Here is a 15055-nt window from a genome sequence, read left to right on the forward strand (position 1 = left end):
CGGTCGGGCTGCGCAGGCTCGCAAGCACCTGCTTTGGCGTGGAGCTCCCGGTCAGGAGTTCCTGTTCGAGAGTTGGCGGCGGCTCGGGGAGTGCGCCCGAGCCGCGCGGGCCCGGCGCTCCTCCGCCCGGACGGGTGAGGCAGAATGCGGCTCGTGGTCGCGCTTTCCGAATACCGCCCGGTCGCGGCGGGCAAGGTCCGTGAACTCTACGAAGTGGACGAGGACCACCTGCTGCTGGTCGCCTCGGACCGCATCTCCGCCTACGACCACGTGCTGCGGACCCCGATCCCGGACAAGGGTCGGGTGCTCACCGCGATGAGCGTGTTCTGGTTCGAGCTGCTCGGGGACCTGGTCGGCAATCACCTGGTCGCCGCGGGCGACGACCCGCGCATCCCCACCGAGGTGCGCGGGAGGGCGCTGCTGGTGCGCAAGCTGGACATGCTGCCGGTGGAGTGCGTGGCGCGCGGTTACCTCAGCGGTTCCGGTCTGGCCGAGTACCGGCGGACCGGCGCGGTCTGCGGGGTGGCGCTGCCCGACGGTCTCACCGAGTCCTCGCGACTCCCGGAGCCGATCTTCACCCCGGCCACCAAGGCCGAGCTGGGCGATCACGACGAGAACGTCAGCTTCGCCGCCGTGGTCGACGCCGTGGGCGAGCGCCGCGCGGAGCAGCTGCGCGAGCTCACCCTGGGCATCTACGAGCGGGCCGCCGAGCACGCGCGTGGCAGGGGCGTGATCCTGGCGGACACCAAGTTCGAGTTCGGCGTCGCGCAGGACGGCGGACTGGTCCTCGCCGACGAGGTGCTCACCCCGGACTCCTCGCGCTACTGGCCCGCCGACGGGTACGAGCCGGGCAGGGCGCAGCCCTCCTTCGACAAGCAGTACGTGCGGGACTGGCTGACCTCCTCCGAGTCCGGTTGGGACCGTTCCGCCGACGCGCCGCCCCCGCCGCTTCCCCCGGAGGTGGTGGCGGCCACGAGGCAGCGCTACGTCGAGGCCTACGAGCGGATCACCGGGCGCGACCTGGCCGACTGGCCCGTGGACTCCGCGGAGTGAGCTCCTCCCGCCTGGACGGTTGACCGCGGGGCAGGGCTCGGCCGGGTCCTGCCGCGTCGCGGGTGCCTCCGGCGGGCGCACCTCGCGGGCGGGTCACCCTTCCTTCCTCCGGCGGCCACCGGTGCTTCGTCCTCCGGTCACGTCGTCTTCAGCGCGGGATGGCCCCATGATGTCCGTGGGTACACGGCTCGTGGTCTCGTTGCACGGCATCGGCGGCGCGGAAGCGCTGGACCGCTGCGAACGCTTCGCCGCCGACATGCAGGCCCGGGGCGTCGCGCTCTCGCTGCTGGTGGCACCGGCCGAGCTGACGGACCCGGCCGTGTCGGACTGGCTGCTCCGGCGTCGTGCGCGGGGTGACTTCCCGGTGCTGCACGGGGTGGGTGGGGTCTTCCACCACGCGGAGAGCGCCTTCGACGCCCCGCGCTTCCTGCCGAGGCACGAGGCGGGGTTGTGGCTGGCCGCGGCGAACGCCGTGCTCGAGGCCCGCGGGCTCTCGACCGAGGTCTTCGCGGTGCGGGCGAACCGCGTTTCGGACGGCACGCTGCGCGCGCTGCGCGAGTCGGGGTTCGGGCTCTGCGCGGGCCCCGCGGTGCTCCACGACCTCCGCGCCGAGGCGACGCACCGGGTGGATGCGCGGGTTTTCACCGGTCCGCGTGGTGAGGTGGGGCGCTGCCGAGCCCTGCGCCTGGGCACCGAGCGGTCGGTGCTGGCGGGCAGGTGGTTGACGCGGTTGGCGGTCTCGGCGGCGGACCTGCTGGCCCCGCGGAGAAGGTTGGCCGTGGCTGATGCCGTGGACGGCGCGTTGGCGCGCGGGGCCGTGCCGGTGACTTACGACCAGCTGGTTCCGCGGGAGCGCGCCCCGCGTCCGGTGCCCGGAACGCGGGGCGGGATTCCCAACCCGGACCCGTTGACCAGCTGATCGGCGGGACCGTCACGCCTGCTGGGGCTGGGGGATCTCGGTGGGCTCGCCCCTGTTGAGGCGGTGGAGGGTGGTGCCCTCCGGGCCGAGCTGCTCGAACTTGCCGTAGTGCATCTCCGGCACGGAGAGCACGGCCTCGTGGATCGGCACCGTGATGCGCGGGTTCACCTCGCGCAGGAAGTCCACGGCCTCGGAGAGCTTCAGCCACGGCGCTCCCGTGGGCAGACCGAGCACGTCGACCCGCTGCTCGGGCACGTGGAAGGAGTCGCCCGGGTGGTAGAAGGCGCCGCCGTCGAAGAAGTATCCGATGTTGGCGATGACGGGGATGTCCCGGTGGATGACCGCGTGCTGACCACCGACCACCTCGACCGGTACCCCGGCGAGCTCGAAGGCGTCCCCGGCGCGGGCGACCTCGGCCGTGGTGCCCAGTTCGGACAGCGCCGCCGCCGAGTCGGTGTCGGCCACCAGCCGGGCGTTCGGGTTGTTGCGCAGCACCGCGGGCAGGCGTTCGGTGTCCAGGTGATCGGGGTGCTTGTGGGTGATCAGCACCGCGTCCAGGTCGCGGAGCGCGTCGAAGCCCTCGGAGAAGGTGCCCGGGTCGATCAGCAGCCGGGCCGTGGACATCTCGACCAGTACGCAGGAGTGACCGTAGTGGGTCAGCCTCAAGAGTTACCTCCGTGTTCTCGTTCGACTGTGCCGTCGCGTCGGTGCGCTTCGCGGTGACACCGGATCACCCCACCCAATCAGCCGGGCGGGGAGCTTCCTGCGAAGCGTCCCGAAGTTGTCGCGGCAACTCTCGGAGACTTCGGCGCGTCGGCCGTTGCCCCCACGCAGCCTGCACCGCCGCGACCCCCCGAGTCGTCGGAAGTCCCCGAACAGAAGTTCCCGAGCAGGGCGCCACCCCAACGCGAGCGCTTTGAGCCCGAGCAGTCGGCACCGCCGCGGGTTCTCAGTCGAGTGCCCGGCGAGGACGGCCCCGACGTTGTGTAGGCCGCTACCCGATGTCGGGGCACCCGCAGCCGGGCGCCGACTGAGGTTCCGCCACCCACACCGCCAAGCAAACCGAGCCCCCGAGAATTCCCTCAATCTCCCCCAGGCTTCCACCGCCGCCCTTGCACCATGTCACCGAACCCCATCCAGACCAGGTTCATCAGTCGCATGGACAGCGCGTCGGCCGTGTACTCGGGGTGGTCGAACCACCAGTCGAGCATGGACTCGCCCGCGCCCACGAGCGCGGCGGCGAAGGGTTGCACCTGCTCGTGCGGAACCGGCTGCTGCTCGGTGCCGCTCGCGCGGGCCAGCAGGCCTGTGACCAGGTCCAGCGCGCGTTGTCTCCACTCGGAGAGCTCGGCGGTGAAGGGTTGTCCCTGGGTCCTGGCCTGGCGGTGCAGGACCGTCCAGCTGGCGCGGTTCTCGTTGGCGTACTCGAAGAAGGCGCGCAGGCCCCGCCAGAGCTGTTCGTCCGGGCTGAGGTTCGCTTCGACGGCCTGGCCGATCGAGTCGATCAACCGGTTCGCCTCCCGTCGAATGCAGGCGACGAAGAGCTCCTCCTTGGAACCGAGGTAGGTGTAGATCATGGGTTTGGAGATCTCGGCCGCGTCGGAGATCTCGTCCATCGCCGCCTCGTGGTAGCCGTGCCGGGCGAAGACCTCCACGGCGGCGTCCAGGATCTGGCGTTCGCGCACTTGCCGGGGCAGCCTGCGGGAACGTGGTTTGGCGGGGGTTTCGGACCGCTCGGCCCGGGGTCGTCTCGCGTCCTGCACCCTGAGGAGTCCTTTCGCGGCGGCTTGAGTCCGTGCTCGGGTGCCGGTGCGTGAGCCGGCGCCCCTGCCGAGTCGGGTCGTTCGCGCGGGCACCGCGCGGCGGACGACCCGGCCTCGCGTTCCGTCCGGCTCGCGCGCCGGAGCTTCGCACGCTGGTCAGGCCGGGCACCCAAGCCGGCACACCATTCTGCAAGGTCGCGGGTGCTGTTCGTCGACTCGGTTCGGTGCCGCGGAGGGCCCGGACGGCGGGTGCGCCCGAGTACAGTGGGGCGGAGTTGATCGGAGCTGCCTTGCCGCATTACCTACTCGAGAGTAGTCTTACTCGTGAGTAGTTAATGGAGGGGTTTCACATGACAGAATCCGATCCGATCGCCGCCCTCGGCTCCACGGACCCGAAGGAGCTCGGCAGCGAGGAATTCGTCGCGCTGCTGGAAGCGGCCTCCGAGCGGGCCGCCGCGGGAGCCGAGGTCGATCTCAGCTCCCTGGAACCGCAGCAGTTCGCCAGGCTCATCTCGCGAGCCTCGGACGAGCAGCTCAAAGCGGTCATGGCGCGCCCGGAGCTGGCGGAGCGGATCCTGGACGAGGTGTTCCGGCGCATGGGCGAGCACTACCGCTCCGACAAGGCGGGAAGCACCGAAGCCGTGGTGCGCTGGCGCATCAACCTGGACGGCTCCGCCACACCGGAGGACCCCTCCGCGGACGAGCAGGACGAACCCGGTGTGCTGCGCTACGAGTGCGTGCTCTCGGAAGGCACCTGCACCGTGAGCAAGACCCCGGAGCGGGAACCGCGGGTCACGGTCATGCTCGGGCCGGTCGAGCTGCTCAAGCTCGCCTCCAGCAACGCATCGGCTCCGATGCTGTTCATGAAGGGCAAGCTGAAGGTCGCCGGTGACGTGGGATTCGCCGCGGGCCTGACCAAGCTGTTCCAGATCCCGAAGGCGTGACCGGGCTGTCCGCCCGCTGACGGAACACGAGCACCCCTCCCCGAGCCGTACCCCCGAACCGCCGAGGACGTTATGAGCTTCTCGCTGGAACTGACCGAAGAGCACCGGGAACTGCGCGACTGGCTGCGCGGATTCGCCGAGCGGGAGATACGCCCCGCAGCCGCGGAGTGGGACGAGCGCGAGGAAACCCCGTGGCCCGTCATCTCCGAAGCGGCCAAGGTCGGCCTGTACGGGTTCGAGACGCTGGCGACCTTCTGGGCGGACGAGACCGGGCTGTCGCTGCCGATCGCCAACGAGGAGCTGTTCTGGGGCGACGGCGGAATCGGGATGGCGATCTTCGGGACCACGTTGGCCGTGGCCGGGATCTTCTCCGCGGGCACCCCCGACCAGCTGGCCGAGTGGGTGCCCCAGTGCTACGGGGACGTGGAAGAACCGCAGGTCGCGGCGTTCTGCTCCTCGGAACCCGACGCGGGGTCGGACGTGGCCGCCATGCGCACCCGCGCGGTCTACGACGAGGCCGCGGACGAGTGGGTGCTCAACGGGCACAAGGCCTGGGCGACCAACGGCGGGATCGCCAACGTCCACGTGGTCCAGGCCGTGGTCGACCCCGAGCTGGGACCGCGCGGGCAGGCCGCTTTCGTGGTTCCACCGGGCACCCCCGGGCTGACCTCGCCCGGCAAGATCCGCAAGCACGGTCTGCGGGCCTCGCACACCGCCGACGTCTTCCTCGACGACGTGCGCGTTCCCGGAAGGTGCCTGCTCGGGGGCAAGGAGAAGCTGGACGAGCGGCTCGCCCGAGCTCGCGAAGGCGGCAAGTCGAGCTCGCAGGCCATGCGCACCTTCGAGCTCTCCCGCCCGACCGTCGGGGCCCAGGCGCTCGGCATCGCCAGAGCCGCCTACGAGCATGCGCTGGAGTACGCCGGACAGCGGGAGACCTTCGGCCGCCCCATCGTCGACAACCAGGGGATCGCGTTCACGCTCGCCGACATGCGCACCGAGATCGACGCCGCGCGCCTGCTCGTCTGGCGGGCCGCCTGGATGGGGCGCAACGAGGTCCCGTTCACCTCCGGAGAAGGGTCGATGTCGAAGCTGAAGGCGGGCCGAGTGGCCACCTGGGCCACCGAGCGCGCCATCCAGGTTCTGGGAGGCAGCGGCTACACCAGGGAGTACCCGGTGGAACGGATGCACCGCGACGCCAAGATCTACGACATCTTCGAGGGCACCGAGCAGATCCAGCAGCTGGTGGTGGCCAGGGCCGTTTCCGGGCGCCACATTCCTTGATCGGAGGTCGGTCGGTCCCTTTGCTCGGGTGGCTGCGTGGGCGCGTAAGCGCCTGCGTTGGAGTGGAGCTTTCTGCTGGAAGTTCCTGACGGGTGTTTGGCGGCTGGGTTCGCTGAGCGGCGCTCACTCGGTGGAACGCTCGTTGCGGCGGGGGATGGTGCGCATCACTGTTCGTTGACAGTGCGGAACTGTACTGTTCAGCGCGCTGCGCAGCGCTTTCTGCTTTGTCCGAAGTGGGAATTCCCGAGCGGTTCGTGGTGTTCGCCACGGTTCGGAATTCTCGCCTGTTTTGACTCCGTTGCTCTGGGATGGTGTTTGGTTGCGACGCGGTTAAGAGGTTCGAATCTTCACCCGAACGGGGGAGAACGAACGACTTCTCCCGTGGCAGCCGTGTGCTCCACGTTTCATGGGCGTGGGCGCCCCGCGGTCCTGCCGCGGAGCGCGCCGTCCCCGGAGAGGGGAGCCCCGAAGACGTGGGGCACCGTGCCGGAACCTCGGGCGGACGACGATCTCGAGGCTTCGGCTTCGCTTCGAGAGTGATTGGGAGGGCGAAGCGGTGAGCAAGGCGACATCCGACCCCGGAACTCCGATCTTCGGGGAGGTGTACAGCGAGCTCGAACTACCGGAGATCGACGTGCACGACTTCGAGTGGCACGAGGTCGACTTCCCCGAGGGACCTGCGGCCACTCGTCCGCCGGAGGTCGACGACGGCGAGTTGGGCCGGGCCGCGGCGCCGGGCGAGTCGGCTGACGAGGTGTCCGAGCAGGACGCGCTCCGGGGTCAGGACGGCGTCGGTGAGTCCGAGCAGTCCGCCGGCGCGCAGGGAACCCGGAACGAGGCCACCGAGGAAGCCTCCCGGCAGTGGACCGAAGCCCCCGCCGATGAGAGCGCGTCGCGCTCGACCACGCGTTCGGAGGAACGGTCCGGCAGGCGCGCCAAGGCCGAGAGCGCCGAGGCGGACCAGGGCTCCGAGAGCGCGGAACCCCAGCACGGCGGGCAGAGCAGCAACGCGGCGGCCGAGGCGGTCGCCGGTGCCGCGGCGGCGCAGCGTGGAGGCCGCAGGCGCAAGGAGGACTGAGCCCCGAGAGGCTCGCGGCGGGGCGTCCGATCCGCGAACGGCTCGCCCACCCCCCGGTTCGTCCCGAGTCACGTGTCGACCCCCGAACGGCACGTGCCGGAGGAGGAGTTCTCACGTCCCCCGGTCAGCTGACCGTCCCCCGGTCAGCTGACCCAGCGATCCCGACGCCGAATCCCGCGCGGCGACTCGTCCTGAGTCCGCTGCGTCGTTCCCCGCAGCGCGCCCGTGGCCGAATTTCCCGCCACGCGAGGTGTTCGGCCGTGTCGGTGTGCGTGTTCGCGAATTCTTGACTGGTCCACTTCCGCGTGTTTGGCTTTCGCGCCAACGAAGGCCTAGCCGTTGGAGGTGTCCGAACATGTCGGATCGCCGTATCGATCGCCGCGCGTTCGTCGCTGGAAGCGGACTGGCCGCGGCGGGGTGGGTCGCGAGCTCGATCCTCGGCGCGGGGCCGGTTTCGGCGGCCGAGTCCAGAGGCGAACCCGTCGTGGTGACCTCACCGGACGGAAACGTCGAACTCCGCTTCCGCGTGGCCCAGGGGCGGCCGCAGTACTCGGTCGCTCGAGCGGGGCGCACCGTGCTGACCTGGTCGGGAATGGGCTTCGAACTCGGCGACGGCTCCCTGCTGAGCGAGCGGATGGTGCTGACCGCCGTCCATCGCGACGAGCTCGACGAGACGTGGCAGCCGACCTGGGGAGCGCGTTCCGAAGTGCGCAGCCACTGCAACCGGGTGGTGGCCGGGCTGCGCACTCCCCACCAGCGTGGTGCGGAGCTCGGGGTCGAGTTCCGCGTGTTCGACGACGGCGTGGGCTTTCGCTACCTGTTCGGGAAGAGGTGGCAGGACTTCGAGGTGCTCGACGAGCACACGGAGTTCCGGTTCACCGGCAACCACACGGCCTGGTCCATCCCGGCCAACTACGACTCCTACGAGTACCTGCACACCGAGACGCCGCTGTCCGGCGTCGGTGGGCTGGCCGACTGGCAGGAACCACGTGACGATCCCGGACAGCGGATCGGGTCGGCAGCCACGCCGTTGACCGTGCGGATCGCCGACGATCTGTACCTGGCGCTGCACGAGGCCGCGCTCTACGACTATCCGGAGGCCACGCTCGACAAGATCGAGGGCGGCCCGTCACTGCGCACGGCCCTGGCACCGCTGAAGGGGCAGGGACGGCTCAAGGCCCGGCTCACCGGGCCCTTCTCGACTCCCTGGCGCACGTTCATCCTGGGGCGGAGTCCCGGGGAGCTGGTCGAGTCGCACCTGGTGCTCAACCTCAACGAGCCGTGCGCCATCCGGGACACCTCCTGGATCGAGCCCGCCACCTACGTCGGCGTGTGGTGGAGCATCCACAAGGGGCGGAACAGCTGGGCCCCCGGGCCGGATCTCGGTGCCACCACCGACAACGTCATGCGCTACATGGACTTCGCCGCCGAGAACGGGATCCCCTACGTGCTGGCGGAGGGCTGGAACGAGGGCTGGCAGACCGGCGAGGGCGAGGACTTCGCCAACGCGCAGGACTTCAGCACTCCGAACCCGCAGTTCGACCTGGAACGCGTGGTGGAGTACGGGCGCAGGCGGGGTGTCCGGTTCCTCGCGCACAACGAGACCGGCGGTGGGATCGACAACTACGAGAAGCAGCTCGACGAGGTGTTCGCCAAGTACGAACGACTCGGGATTCCCGGTGTCAAAACCGGCTACGCCGGGGTGATCGACAAGCACTACCACCACGACCAGACGATGGTGCGGCACTACCAGCGGGTCATCGAGAAGGCGGCCGAGCACCGGCTGATGATCAACGCGCACGAGCCGATCAAGGGCACCGGTATCGAGCGGACCTGGCCGAACTTCGTCTCCCGCGAAGGAGTCAAGGGGCAGGAGTACGAGGCCTGGTCCAAGGGCAATCCGCCGGAGCACACCGTGACCTTGCCCTTCACCCGGATGCTCGCGGGACCGCTGGACTACACACCGGGGATCTTCGACATCACTTGGTTCCCGGAGCAGTCCCCGGAGGACCCGCACGGCGCGGACAACGACGGCACGCGCGTGCACACCACCAGGGCGCACCAGATCGCGCTGTACCCGGTGCTGCTCAGCGGAGTGCAGATGCTGGCCGACGTCCCGGAGAACTACCGGGGAGCCCCGGAGTTCGAGTTCCTGCGCGCGGTCCCGGCCACGTGGGACGACACGCGGGTGGTCGACGGCGCGGTCGGCGACTACATCAGCGTGGCCCGGCGCAGCGGCGAGCAGTGGTTCGTCGGCACCCTGACCGACGAGCAGGCCCGCACCGTGGAGGTGCCGCTGGCCTTCCTGGGTCCGGGCAGCTACGTGGCGCACTGCTACGCGGACACGCCGGACACCGATCTGGAGGACAACCCCAACGCGGTGGCCGTGACCAGCGAACGCGTGGACGCCACCACCACGGTGCGAGCCGAGATGACCAACGGCAGCGGACACGCGATGTGGATCGTCCCCGCCGGGAACCCGGACCCGCGGAACCCGTAGTCCGCACCGGTCGGGCCCCGCGTTCGGCGGAGGAACCGAGTGCGGAGCGCTTCCGAACGGGGACCGAGTGTCGGGGGTTCGTGCGATGTTCGCGCCATGACCACATGGCAGCGTTTCACCACCGAGGCCCCGGAACTCGCCTCGGCAGTCCGGGCGCGTTTCGAAGCCGGGACCCACCACGTGCTGGCGACCCTGCGCGGTGACGGTTCGCCGCGGGTGAGCGGGACCGAGGTCCAGTTCCACGACGCCGATCTCACGTTCGGTTCCATGTGGGGTGCGGTCAAGGCGCGCGACCTGCAGCGCGACCCGCGTTGCGCGCTGCACGCACACCCCTCGGACCAGAACATGGAAGGTGGGGACGCCAAGATCACCGCGCAGGCCGTGGAGGTGACGGCCGAGGACGAACTGGACCACTACCGGGCGGAGACGCAGCCCCCACCGGGCTCGCTGCACCTGTTCCGGCTGGACCTGCGGGAGGTGGTGCTCACCGCGGTGGAGGGGCAGCGGCTGGCGGTGCGGCTGTGGCGTCCCGACGCCGGTGTGACCCTGTTCCACCGGTCCTGAGCGGAGCTCGGCTGCTCGGTCCGCCGAGGGATGCGGCGACCGAACCTCCAGCGGACCCGTGAGCGGCTGCCCCGCCGAACCACTTCTCGGTTCGGCGGGGCAGCAGGGCCAACGCCGCGAACCGCCCGGCGGGTTACCTCCGGTAGGACAGGACCGAGGCCATCCCGGCCGCCTGGTGGTACTCGTTGTGGCAGTGCGTGAACCACTGGCCGGGGTTGTCGGTGTCGAAGTCCACCTCCAGCCGCTGGTGCGGCAGGACGGTCACGGTGTCCTTGCGCGGGCCGGTCCCGTCGGCGGTGCCCACCGTGAAGAAGTGCCCGTGCAGGTGCATCGGGTGGGGCATCATCGTGGTGTTGGCGAAGACCAACCGCACCCGCTGGTTCGGGGAGACCACCAGCGGTTCGTGCTCCGGGTAGCTGCGCCCGTTGATCCTCCACACGTACTGCTGCATGTTTCCGCCGAGCTCGGCGGTCAGCGTGCGGTCCGGCTGCCGGGGCGCGAGCCGAGCCGATTCGGCGGCGCTCAGGTCCGTGGCCAGCAGCGGGCGCGGTTCCAGCTCGCGCACGCGGGCGTCCGGGGGCGGAGCGCTTCCGGATCCGGTGCGTACCAGGGCGAAGGCCCGGTCGCCCTTGCCCTCGGCCGAGGCGACCAGCGGGAACACCCCGTCGTCCAGGGTGACGACGCAGTCGTAGCGTTCGGCCATGCCCACGAGGACCGACCGGGTGCTGCGGGGCGTGACCGGTTGACCGTCGGTGTGGGTCACGGTCAGCGCGTGCCCGCCCAGGGCCACGCGGAACGTGGTGTCCTCGGCGGCGTTGATGACGCGGATGCGGGCACGCTGGCCGGCACGGGCGCGGAAGGTCTCCGTATCCCCAGGGGGGCGGCCGTTGACCAGGTAGAGCGGGTAGCGCACGTCCCCGGCGTCGGCGCCGAGCACTGCCGAGCCGGACCGCTCCGCGTGCCCGTCGTGCCGCGAGTCCTCCTCCCCGCCGCGCAGCTGGTCGAGGACCTGCCGCGGTGTGCGCCGGCCGAGCCGGTCGGAGAGCACGACGAGGAACTCGACGTCGTGATCACCCGGATCGCGCGGGTCGTCGACGATCAGCGCGCCGAACAGGCCCCGCCCGCGCTGCAGCTCGCCGTGCGAGTGGTACCAGTACGTCCCCGGGTCGGGCGGGACGAACTCGTAGGTGAACTCCTCACCGGCGGGGATCGGTGGTTGGGTCACCTCCGGCACGCCGTCCATGTCGTTGCGGATCGCCAGTCCGTGCCAGTGCACGGTCGTCGGTTCGGGCAGCTGGTTCCGCACGCGCACTCGGACGCGGTCACCCGCGGTCGCGCGCAGGAGCGGCCCGGGCATCGCGTCGTCGTAGGCCCACGCGTCCGCGGTTTTTCCCGCGAGGTCAACGGTCGTGGGAGCAGCGGTCACGGTCCGGGAGACGGTGCGCCCCCCGGGGAAGCGCCGTCGTTGATCCCGGGCGAACTCCTGCACGGCGGTCGAGCCGGGACCGAGCACCGTCGGCGCCTGCTCGGGACCGCCGCACGCGGCGGCCGGGCCTCCGACGACCAGGCCAGTACCGAGCTGCAGGAACCGACGTCGTGACACGTGGGAGGAGGGTTGGTGGTTGCTCGACACGAATGTCCTTTCCGCGTGGACAGGCGCACGGCCTGTCCCGGTGGTCAGTGCGTCAGCGGGAGGGGCGTTGCCCGCCGGTTCCGGAGTGCTGCGAAAGCCGCTCCGCAGCGGAGCGCGGGGCGGGACCGGCCCCGGACTCCTCGGAGGGGGGATCGAGGTTCCCGCTCATCCTGCGGAGCACCGGTGCGTCCGTTCCCCGATCAGCGGACCGCTCGGCGGCGCTGCCCCGCGCGCGCTCGGAGCGGGCCGCGCACGCGCAGCACGCACCGGCCACGCCGCACGCCGCTCCCAGCAGCACGATCGAGGCGGGGGTGGGCAGGACGAGGGCCAGGGGGCCGGCGAGCAGCGGGCCCGCTGACTGGCCGACGAGCAGGAAGCTGTTGGCCGTGCCCACGTAGCCGCTCCGCTGCTCCTCGAGCGCGTGCCCGCCGAAGTGGAAGAACAGCGACTGGGCCAGCGCGGCGAACCCGATCCCCTGCGCCGCTCGCAGCACCACGAGCCCGGCGACGCCGAGCGGCAGCGCCTGGGCGGTGATGCTCGCCGCGCAGACCGTCGTGGCGACGGCCAAGGTCCGCACCGGGCGTTGTGCCCGGTCGTTGTGCCGCCCCCACCAGAACGAGGCAACCAACGTGGCCCCCCACGTCAGGGACTGGAAGATCCCCACCCACAGGCCGGCCCGGCCGGACGGGAAGCCTTGCTGCACGTGCTCGGCGAAGACGGGGATCAGCCCGTAGACGCCCAGGTAGGCAGCCACCGCGGCCGCCGCCAGCGGCAGGGCTCCCGGGACGCGCCAGAAGCCCGCCCGGCGGGAGCGGTCCTGCCGGGCGGCCGGACCGGGCCGGGCCGTCGGCTCGGGTGGGGCGGTGCGGGGGTCGCGCAGTCCCAGCGCGCAGGCGCCGGCGAGCAGCGCGGCGACAACGGCGATGACGACCATGAGCACGGCGAGCTGCCCGGCGCCGACGAGGGCGCCGCCGAGCACCGGGCCGGCCAGCGAGCCCGCAGCGGTGGCGCTGAACGACTTGCCCAGCGCCGAACCGCGCCTGCCTCCCGGCGCGGCGGCCCCGGCGAAGGCCTGGGCGGCTTCCACGACCCCACCGAGGCCGCCCTGCAGCAACCGTCCCGCGACCAGCGTGAGCGGATTGGTCGCGACGGCCATGACCAGCATCGACGCGGCCAACCCGGCCAGGGCGCGCACGACCATCCAGTGCCGCCCCACGCGGTCGCCGAGCCGCCCCCACAGCGGGGTCGCCACGGTCAGCACCAGGGCGGGAGCGGCGATGGCCACACCCGCCCACGCCTGGATCTCGGCCGTGCCCCGAACACCCATGTCACGGACGTAGAAGGGCATGATCGGAACCAGCATCATCAGCCCGGCGGTGTTGGTGAACTGGCCGGCCCACAGCAGCACCAGGTTGCGGCGGTGGACGCGCTCCCGGGCGCTCACGGGGTCTCCGCCAGATCGTTCCGGGACGCCTCCTGCCGCAGGCCCTCGGTCCAGGCGTCGTCGTAGACGGTGTCGAGGTAGCGCTCGCCCCGGTCGGGCAGCAGCGTCACCACCCGCGCCGGAGCGGGGAGCCGTTCCACGAGCTGGTCGAGCGCGTGGATCACCGCACCGGACGAACCGCCGGCCAGGATCCCCTCGGTTTCGACCAGCTTCCGGCACCCGGCCGCGGACTCCTCCTCCGCGACGTGGACGGCCTCGTCGAACTCGTCCGGGGCGAAGATCTCCGGAACGCGGCTGGCGCCGAAGCCGGGGATGCGGCGCTGCCGGGGAGCGCTCCCGAAGATCACCGAGCCCACGGCGTCGACGGCCAGCACCCGCAGGTCGGGGTGCGACTCGCGCAGCCTCCGCGCGGTGCCCTGCAGCGATCCGGTCGTGGACACCGGCCCGATCAGGTAGTCGACCGGGCCGCGCACCTGTCGCAGGATCTCGGTGCCGACCGTGTCGTAGTACGCCTGCCAGTTGCGCTCGTTGGCGTACTGGTTGATCCAGACGACCCCGGCATCGGCCTCGGCGCGGTCCTGGGCTCGGCGCACGCGGGTGTGCAGGTACCCACCGGCCTCGTCGGGTTCGGTCACCATGTCCACGTCGGCACCGAACAGCTTCAACAGCCGCAGGTTCGTCCGCGAGGTGTTCGGGTCCACGATCGCGGTGAACGACAACCCGTGCATGCGGGCGGCCACCGCCAACGCGATCCCGAGATTGCCCGAGGTGCTCTCCACCAGCCGCATCCCGGGCCGCAGCGCGCCCTCGCGTACGCCCCGCTCCACGATGTAGCGCGCGGGGCGGTCCTTCATGCTCCCGCACGGGTTGAGCATCTCCAGCTTGGCCAGCACCTCTACGTCGGTGCGGGGAAAGCACCGCCGCAGCCGCACCAGCGGCGTCGATCCGACGGTGTCCAGCACGGATTCGTACGTCACAACCAACCTCCCGGCAGCCCGCCGCGACACGCGCGTCGGGACGAGCCGCGTTCACGTCAACGGGACCGACCGCCACGGCGGCGGATCGGCGCGAAAAGGGGAAGAGTCCGACGAGGGCCGCGTCGTCGCGCAGTGGTGCTTCCGCGGCGAAGTCGGAGGAATCGGAAGCGGGACGTGACGTCTCCCGGGAATCGTCCGGTCGGGACCCGGGAAGACGTCGTCCCGTGGACGCGAATCAGGTTCGTGACACGCCGAGCGTGATCAGCAGGGGAAAACCGGAGAGGAGGCGGGGCGGCCGCGTGGCCCACCCCGGAGCGCGCACCCGGGTGTCGCGAGGTGCCGGGCCGACCGCGGCGACCAGCAGCGCCCCGATCAGGAGGGCAGCACCCCGGAGCGGTTTCACCGCTTCCATCGTGTGCGCGATGGTGGCCTGGCACACCGGCACCGGTGCGGGGTGGTGGTCGTGGACGCCGGGCGACCGGGCGATCTCCTCCTGCCCCGTCGCGGAACTCGGCGCACGAGCAGCGCGCCCGGACCGCGAAGCCGCTGAGGAGTGACCGGCGGTCGCGGAGGCGCTCACCGTCTCGGAGATCCGCCCCGTCGGAGCCTGCGACTGGTGGGGCGGGAGAACGCACATCAGAAAGCCCGCGAGAGCAACCAGCGCGACAAGCGCGGTGCGCCCGCGCCTGCGAGTGAGTGCCCTCAGCATGGCCCCATGCTAACCAGAGCTCGTTTCCGTCCGATTCGGGGAGACGCTGCGGGGGATCGCGAAGCGCTCCTCGGCCGGAGCGCGGCGGAGGCCTCGCGGCGGTGCGAGCTGCTCGGACGGTCGTTTCGGCACCGGGATCCCCGGAAGGCGGCCACGCCTCGGCCCGTGGCGGTCGCCACGGGAAGCTCCC

At 71.2% G+C, this 15055-nt stretch carries 13 protein-coding genes; 7 read left to right on the plus strand and 6 right to left on the minus strand.

From position 1 onward, the window contains the following. Positions 1-153: 153 nt before the first annotated feature. A complete protein-coding gene (locus tag G9Q41_RS04215) occupies positions 154-1053 on the plus strand; it encodes a phosphoribosylaminoimidazolesuccinocarboxamide synthase (protein ID WP_165632043.1) in 900 nt (299 codons plus the stop codon). A gap of 166 nt (positions 1054-1219) precedes the next feature. Continuing rightward, positions 1220-1972: a hypothetical protein gene (locus tag G9Q41_RS04220; protein WP_207630582.1), complete on the plus strand. Its 753-nt coding sequence runs from the start codon at positions 1220-1222 to the stop codon at positions 1970-1972. A 12-nt stretch (positions 1973-1984) separates the two neighbouring features. Here G9Q41_RS04220 and G9Q41_RS04225 read toward each other — a convergent pair whose 3' ends face one another. Both G9Q41_RS04225 and G9Q41_RS04230 read right to left on the minus strand, forming a co-directional pair. After that, positions 1985-2638: an MBL fold metallo-hydrolase gene (locus tag G9Q41_RS04225; RefSeq protein ID WP_165632042.1), complete on the minus strand. Its 654-nt coding sequence runs from the start codon at positions 2636-2638 to the stop codon at positions 1985-1987. Between the two features lie 416 nt (positions 2639-3054). Next, a complete protein-coding gene (locus G9Q41_RS04230; RefSeq protein ID WP_092525385.1) occupies positions 3055-3735 on the minus strand; it encodes a TetR/AcrR family transcriptional regulator in 681 nt (226 codons plus the stop codon). 350 nt (positions 3736-4085) lie between these two features. Between G9Q41_RS04230 and G9Q41_RS04235 the strand changes: the two genes are divergently transcribed. From G9Q41_RS04235 to G9Q41_RS04255, 5 genes are all read left to right on the plus strand, one after another. Then, the gene (locus G9Q41_RS04235; RefSeq protein ID WP_165632041.1) at positions 4086-4679 is read left to right on the plus strand and encodes an SCP2 sterol-binding domain-containing protein; all 594 of its coding nucleotides are present in this window, start codon (positions 4086-4088) and stop codon (positions 4677-4679) included. A gap of 72 nt (positions 4680-4751) precedes the next feature. Continuing rightward, positions 4752-5960: an acyl-CoA dehydrogenase family protein gene (locus G9Q41_RS04240; protein ID WP_165632040.1), complete on the plus strand. Its 1209-nt coding sequence runs from the start codon at positions 4752-4754 to the stop codon at positions 5958-5960. Between the two features lie 556 nt (positions 5961-6516). Beyond that, on the plus strand, positions 6517-7038 hold the full coding sequence (locus G9Q41_RS04245; RefSeq protein ID WP_165631745.1) for a hypothetical protein: 522 nt from the start codon (positions 6517-6519) through the stop codon (positions 7036-7038). 355 nt (positions 7039-7393) lie between these two features. Further along, positions 7394-9538 (plus strand): glycoside hydrolase family 97 protein, encoded by a 2145-nt coding sequence (locus tag G9Q41_RS04250; protein ID WP_165632039.1) that lies wholly within the window; start codon positions 7394-7396, stop codon positions 9536-9538. Between the two features lie 96 nt (positions 9539-9634). Then, complete coding sequence (locus tag G9Q41_RS04255) at positions 9635-10102, plus strand: pyridoxamine 5'-phosphate oxidase family protein (protein ID WP_092525395.1); 468 nt, start codon at positions 9635-9637, stop codon at positions 10100-10102. Between the two features lie 133 nt (positions 10103-10235). Here G9Q41_RS04255 and G9Q41_RS04260 read toward each other — a convergent pair whose 3' ends face one another. The 4 genes from G9Q41_RS04260 to G9Q41_RS04275 form a co-directional block, all read right to left on the minus strand. Continuing rightward, positions 10236-11669, minus strand: coding sequence for a multicopper oxidase family protein (locus G9Q41_RS04260; RefSeq protein ID WP_242688333.1), 1434 nt, complete (start codon positions 11667-11669; stop codon positions 10236-10238). Positions 11670-11787: 118 nt separating this feature from the next. Then, entirely contained in the window at positions 11788-13179 is a 1392-nt protein-coding gene (locus G9Q41_RS04265; RefSeq protein WP_165632037.1) for an MFS transporter, read from the minus strand. Then, positions 13176-14156, minus strand: coding sequence for a 2,3-diaminopropionate biosynthesis protein SbnA (gene sbnA / locus G9Q41_RS04270; RefSeq protein ID WP_165632036.1), 981 nt, complete (start codon positions 14154-14156; stop codon positions 13176-13178). The genes G9Q41_RS04265 and sbnA overlap by 4 nt, the downstream gene beginning before the upstream one ends. Positions 14157-14391: 235 nt before the next feature. Then, a complete protein-coding gene (locus G9Q41_RS04275; protein ID WP_165632035.1) occupies positions 14392-14865 on the minus strand; it encodes a hypothetical protein in 474 nt (157 codons plus the stop codon). Positions 14866-15055: the final 190 nt, after the last annotated feature.

This window comes from Actinopolyspora sp. BKK2 (assembly GCF_011291845.1).
GTDB classification, from domain to species: domain Bacteria; phylum Actinomycetota; class Actinomycetes; order Mycobacteriales; family Pseudonocardiaceae; genus Actinopolyspora; species Actinopolyspora saharensis.

Bases quoted from the DNA above. Each gene is read 5' to 3' on its own strand.
- G9Q41_RS04220 (WP_207630582.1), top strand. From the start codon at position 1,220: ATGATGTCCGTGGGTACACGGCTCGTGGTCTCGTTGCACGGCATCGGC.
- G9Q41_RS04235 (WP_165632041.1), top strand. From the start codon at position 4,086: ATGACAGAATCCGATCCGATCGCCGCCCTCGGCTCCACGGACCCGAAG.
- G9Q41_RS04240 (WP_165632040.1), top strand. From the start codon at position 4,752: ATGAGCTTCTCGCTGGAACTGACCGAAGAGCACCGGGAACTGCGCGAC.
- G9Q41_RS04250 (WP_165632039.1), top strand. From the start codon at position 7,394: ATGTCGGATCGCCGTATCGATCGCCGCGCGTTCGTCGCTGGAAGCGGA.
- G9Q41_RS04255 (WP_092525395.1), top strand. From the start codon at position 9,635: ATGACCACATGGCAGCGTTTCACCACCGAGGCCCCGGAACTCGCCTCG.
- G9Q41_RS04275 (WP_165632035.1), bottom strand. From the start codon at position 14,865: ATGCTGAGGGCACTCACTCGCAGGCGCGGGCGCACCGCGCTTGTCGCG.